The 4,691-nt window shown below is 79.8% G+C and carries 5 protein-coding genes and 1 pseudogene; 5 read left to right on the forward strand and 1 reads right to left on the reverse strand.

The genetic code is table 11. The features are described from left to right. The 5 genes and pseudogenes from FA014_RS20265 to FA014_RS20840 all read left to right on the forward strand — a co-directional run. The coding region (locus tag FA014_RS20265; RefSeq protein ID WP_230323369.1) for a hypothetical protein at positions 1-980 on the forward strand (980 nt) is incomplete at its 5' end. Further along, the gene (locus FA014_RS17930) at positions 973-1,533 is read left to right on the forward strand and encodes a type II secretion system F family protein (protein WP_195969361.1); all 561 of its coding nucleotides are present in this window, start codon (positions 973-975) and stop codon (positions 1,531-1,533) included. The genes FA014_RS20265 and FA014_RS17930, both read left to right, overlap by 8 nt. Positions 1,534-2,066: 533 nt before the next feature. Next, on the forward strand, positions 2,067-2,237 hold the full coding sequence (locus tag FA014_RS20835; RefSeq protein WP_230323370.1) for a DUF4244 domain-containing protein: 171 nt from the start codon (positions 2,067-2,069) through the stop codon (positions 2,235-2,237). Positions 2,238-2,278: 41 nt separating this feature from the next. Then, positions 2,279-2,596 (forward strand): TadE family type IV pilus minor pilin, encoded by a 318-nt coding sequence (locus tag FA014_RS17940; RefSeq protein WP_230323372.1) that lies wholly within the window; start codon positions 2,279-2,281, stop codon positions 2,594-2,596. 74 nt (positions 2,597-2,670) lie between these two features. Beyond that, positions 2,671-2,979 (forward strand): annotated as a pseudogene (locus FA014_RS20840) (Rv3654c family TadE-like protein); the annotation flags it as partial. 96 nt (positions 2,980-3,075) lie between these two features. Here the strand turns inward: FA014_RS20840 and FA014_RS17950 are convergent. Further along, on the reverse strand, positions 3,076-4,691 hold a 1,616-nt coding region (locus FA014_RS17950; RefSeq protein WP_154730990.1), incomplete at its 5' end, for a DEAD/DEAH box helicase.

The raw sequence follows: 4,691 nt of genomic DNA on the forward strand, positions 1-4,691 counted from the left end.
GCCGCGGCGCGGGACGCACCCGGGTGACCGCGGGGGCGGCGGGCGGCGGGCTGCTCGCGGCGACGCTGGTCGCGGCCGCCGTGCTGCTGGGCAGGGGGCCCGGCGGAGCTGCCCGGCGGCGGGTGCGGGCAGGTGGGGGGCACTCCGTCCGGGCGGCGGGGCGCGGCCGGCACCCCGCGGGGTCGATCCGGTGGGAGGACGGGGGCGCGCGGCCCGTCGGGGACGGTGCCGGGCGGCTCCGTGCCGGGCGGGTCGGCGCGGGAGGTGCTGCGGACCCCGCGGGGCGTGCGTCGCCCACCCGGTGGTGGCGGCGCCCGGACACCGACCCGGCGGCCCTGCTGGGCACGGTCGTCACGGCGGTCGCGGCCGAGGTGCGCGCGGGCCGCGCACCGGCCGACGCCTGGCGGCAGGTGCTCGGCGTCCCCGTGGGCCCGGACGGCGTGCCCGCCGCGCAGGACGTCCTCCTCGCGGTCCTGCCGGAGCGCCGGCGGTCGCCCGCTGGCGACCCCTCGGAGGACCAGCTCCGGCGGCGGGTGGCCGGCGTGCTCGCGGCCGGCCGGCTCGCCGCCGAGCTCGGCGCCCCGACGGCGGGCGTGCTCGAGGAGTGCGCCCGCACGCTCGCCGCCGACGCGGACGCCGAGACCGCCGTGCGGGGCGCGCTCGCCGGCCCCCGGCAGACCACCTCCCTGCTGACCTGGCTCCCGGTCCTCGGAGTCGTCCTCGGGACCCTGCTCGGCGCGAACCCGCTCGGGGTCCTCCTGGGGGGCGGAGCGGGCACGGCCGCCGGTCTCGCAGGACTCGTGCTGACCCTGGCCGGACGCCGGTGGACGCGGCGCATGGTCGCGGGCGCCCGGACGGCGGGCGCGGGCTCGGCCCCGGGGACCGCCTCGGGTGCGGGCTCGGGCGGGCGTGCGTCCTCGGGCAGCGGTGCCGACCCGGGGAGCCGCGCGGGCCGGCGCGCCGGGACGCGCGGTGGATGAGGCCCTGCTGGTCCTGCTCGCCGCCGTGTCGGTGCACCTGCTCCGGCCCCCGACGGCCCGTCGACCCGGCCCGGCCGCCGTCGACCGCCGGGCCGCGCGGGCCGGTGCCCGCGGGGCGGCCGAGGACGCCCTCGCCGTCGACCTGGTGACCGTCGTGGACCTGCTCGCCGTGGCCGTGCGCGCCGGCGCCAGCGTGCCGGGCGCCCTCGGCGCCGTCGGGGCCGCACTCGGCGGAGCGACCGGACGGGACCTCACCCGGGCCGGCACCGCGCTGCTGCTCGGCGAGCCGTGGGCAGCGGCGTGGGAGCACGCCCCGGCTCTGGGAGCCGTGCTCGACGGCCTGGAGGCGGCGTGGCGGACCGGAGCGCCCGCGGGCCCGGCGCTGAGGGCCGCGGCCGCCGAGCTCCGCCGGACGCGCGAGCGGGCAGCGCGCGAGGCGGCAGGCCGGCTGGGCGTGCGGCTGGTCGTCCCGCTGGGGCTCTGCTTCCTGCCGGCGTTCGTGCTGGTCGGGCTCGTCCCCGTGCTGGCGTCCCTCGGCCGCGGTCTGCTCTGACGCCCTCGGCTGCGGTCTGCTCTGACGCCCTCGCCGCCGTCGCTTGGGCCCGTCCACGTCTGCGCCGGTTCCCGAACGCTCGGCCGTGCCCGGCGCGGGACCCCGGGTGCTCCGCCGGTGCCCGCGGCGGGACGCCGGGTGCCGAGAGGGCAACCGACACGTCGAGCGTGTATCCGGCGACTACTCGCTCGACGTGTCGGCTGCTCGTTCGGTGTGCGGCGCTGCCCGGCGTGGGCCGGCGCTCGTCCGCCGTGCCTGGGCCTCGGGTGGTTCTCGGCGGCCGTAAGCGCCGCGAGGAGCGGGCGCCGAGCCCTCCACAGACGCGGGGGCGTGCGCCGTCCCCAGGGAGCGGCCGGCGGCTCGGCATCTCGGGGTCCGGCCTCGGCAGGGTCGGTCCTGCCGGCCGACGGGCGGCCGGCGCGGATCACAGGAGGCACGAGATGCAGCAGGTGAGCAGCACGCGGACGGCCTGGCGACGGCGCTGCGGCCGTGCGACGGAGGCGGTGCGGCGCGCACCGGCGCGTCTGCGGCGCGTGCGGGTGAGGTTCGCCGGCACGACGCGGGACGCCGGTCTGGCGACCGCGGAGTACGCCGTCGTGATGATCGCCGCGGTCGGGTTCGCCGGGCTCCTGGTCGTGATCCTCCGCAGCGCGGAGATCCGGGAGACGCTGACGAACCTCGTGCGCGACGCCCTGGCGGTGTGACCGGGCGTCCGCGGCGGGGACCGCAGAGAGACCGTGGCTCGGTGACCGCCGAGTTCGCGGTCCTCCTGCCGGTCGTCGCCGTCCTGATCGGGGTCGTGGTGGCGCTCGCGGCGAGCGCCGTCACCCAGCTCCGGTGCGCGGACGCCGCGCGGGTGGCGGCCCGGGTCGCGGCGATCGGCGAGGGAGACGCCGCCGTCGCCGCCGCGGCGGCCCGGGTGGCCGGTGCCGGAGCCCGGACGGCCGTCGCCCGGGACGCCGCCTGGGTGGTCGTGACCGTCGAGGCGAGCGTCGGGCCGGCCGTGCCGCTGGTCGGGGGGATCACGGTGCGGGGCACTGCCGCCGCCTGGGTGGAGCCGTGAACCGGTCGGGTCCGGCCGGGGGTGGTCCGAGCGGCTCCCCGGCCGGCGGGCGGGGCGGACGTGCGGGCCCGGTGGTGCGCGACCGCGGCTCGGCCTCCGTGCTCGTGGTGGCGCTCGCGGCGGTGACGGCGGTGCTCGCCGGGGCGCTGGGGATGCTCGGGGTCGTCCAGCAGGCACGCGGCCGGGCGCAGGCCGCCGCGGACCTGGGGTCGCTCGCCGCGGCCGAGCGCCTGCTCCGCGGGCGCACCGGTGCCTGCGAGCTCGCCGGGACGGTCGTCGAGCGGAACGGGGCGGCGCTCGTCGGGTGCACCGTCGTCGGCGGGAGGGACGTCCACGTCCTGGCCGAGGTGCGGACGGCCGTCGGGCAGGCCGCGGCCGAGGCGACCGCCGGCCCGCGCCGCTCGGACCCGCGCCGCTCGGACCCGCCCCGCGCGGGACCGGGGTCCTCGGCACCGCGACGTGCGGCGGCGCGACCCGGCTCAGGCCGGCGCGTACGCGAGGACGGCGTCGAGCAGCCGCACCGCGGCCGCCTTCTCCAGCGGGTTGTTGGCGTTGCCGCACTTGGGCGACTGCACGCACGCAGGGCACCCGGTCCGGCACGGGCAGGTCGCGATGGCCTGGCGGGTGGCCCGCAGCCAGGTCGCGCCGAGGTCGTACCCCCGCTCCGCGAACCCCGCGCCGCCCGGGTAGGCGTCGTGCACGAACACCGTCGCCTGCTCCGTGTCGGCGTGCAGGGCGGTCGAGACGCCGCCGAGGTCCCACCGGTCGCAGGTCGCGAGCAGCGGGAGCAGCCCGATGGACGCGTGCTCCGCGGCGTGCAACGCACCGGGTGCCGTCTCTACGGTGATCCCGGCGCGTTCGAGCACCTCGACGGGAGCCGTCCACCAGACCGAGGTCGTGGGCAGCGTGCGTGCGGGCAGGTCGAGGAGCTCGGAGCCCAGCACCTCCATGTCCGGGATCCGCTTGCGCTGGAAGCTCAGCACCTGGGTGGTGACGTCGACCGCTCCGAACCCCCAGGTCACGGGCCCCCACCGGCGCTCCGCCGTGACCGAGCGGATCTCGGTCGAGGTGACCCAGCGCGCCCAGGTGCCGTAGTCGACGTCACGCCGGTCGACGAGCGCCACGCCGTCCTCCAGGCGCAGCTCGTCGACGACGTACGTCGCCCCCTGGTGCACGTAGACGGCGCCGGCGTGCACGGTCGAGTCGGCGGCGGCGGAGTCGACCGTGCCGAGCAGCCGACCGGTCGTGGACTCGACGACGCGCACGGGGTCGCCCCCGGTGCCGCGCAGGTCGGTCAGCCGCGCGGCCTGCTCGGCGTGCGTCCAGTACCAGCCCGACGGCCGACGGCGCAGCGCACCGCGGGCGACGAGGACGTCCAGCAGCTCCCGGGTGCCCGGGCCGAACAGGTCCAGCTCCTCGGCGCGGATCGGCGTCTCCGCGGCGGCCGCGCACAGGTGCGGGGCGAGCACGTACGGGTTGCCGGGGTCGAAGACGGTCGCCTCCACGGGGGCGTCGAGGGCCGCCTCGGGGTGGTGCACCAGGTACGTGTCCAGGGGGTCCTCGCGCGCGACCAGCACCACGAGCCCGTCGGCGCCCGCCCGCCCCGCGCGACCGGCCTGCTGCCAGAGCGACACCCGCGTCCCCGGCCAGCCGGCGATCACGACGGCGTCCAGTCCGGAGATGTCGACCCCCAGCTCCAGGGCGTTCGTCGTGGCGAGGGCTCGCAGCCGGCCGGTCCGGATGGCCTGCTCCAGCTCGCGCCGCTCCTCGGGCAGGTACCCGCCGCGGTAGGCGGCGACGGCGGCGGCCAGCTCGGGGTCGACCTCGCGCAGGTGCTCCCGGGTCACGGTGGCGACCGACTCCGCGGCGCGGCGCGACCGCGTGAACGCGAGGGTCCGGGCGCCCGCCGCCGTGAGGTCCGCGAGCAGGTCGGCGACCTCGGCCGTCGCCGAGCGGCGCGGGCGGTCGGGGTCGTCCGCGACGAGGTCCTCGCCGGTGCCCAGCGGACCGGAGCCCTCGCGGGCGGGGCCGACCGAGCCGGCGTCGGGTCCCGGCGCGGGCGCGGCGGTGCGGGCGGCCGGGTCGTCGGCGCGGT

The sequence above is a fragment of the Cellulomonas hominis genome (assembly GCF_005239125.1).
GTDB lineage: Bacteria > Actinomycetota > Actinomycetes > Actinomycetales > Cellulomonadaceae > Cellulomonas > Cellulomonas hominis_A.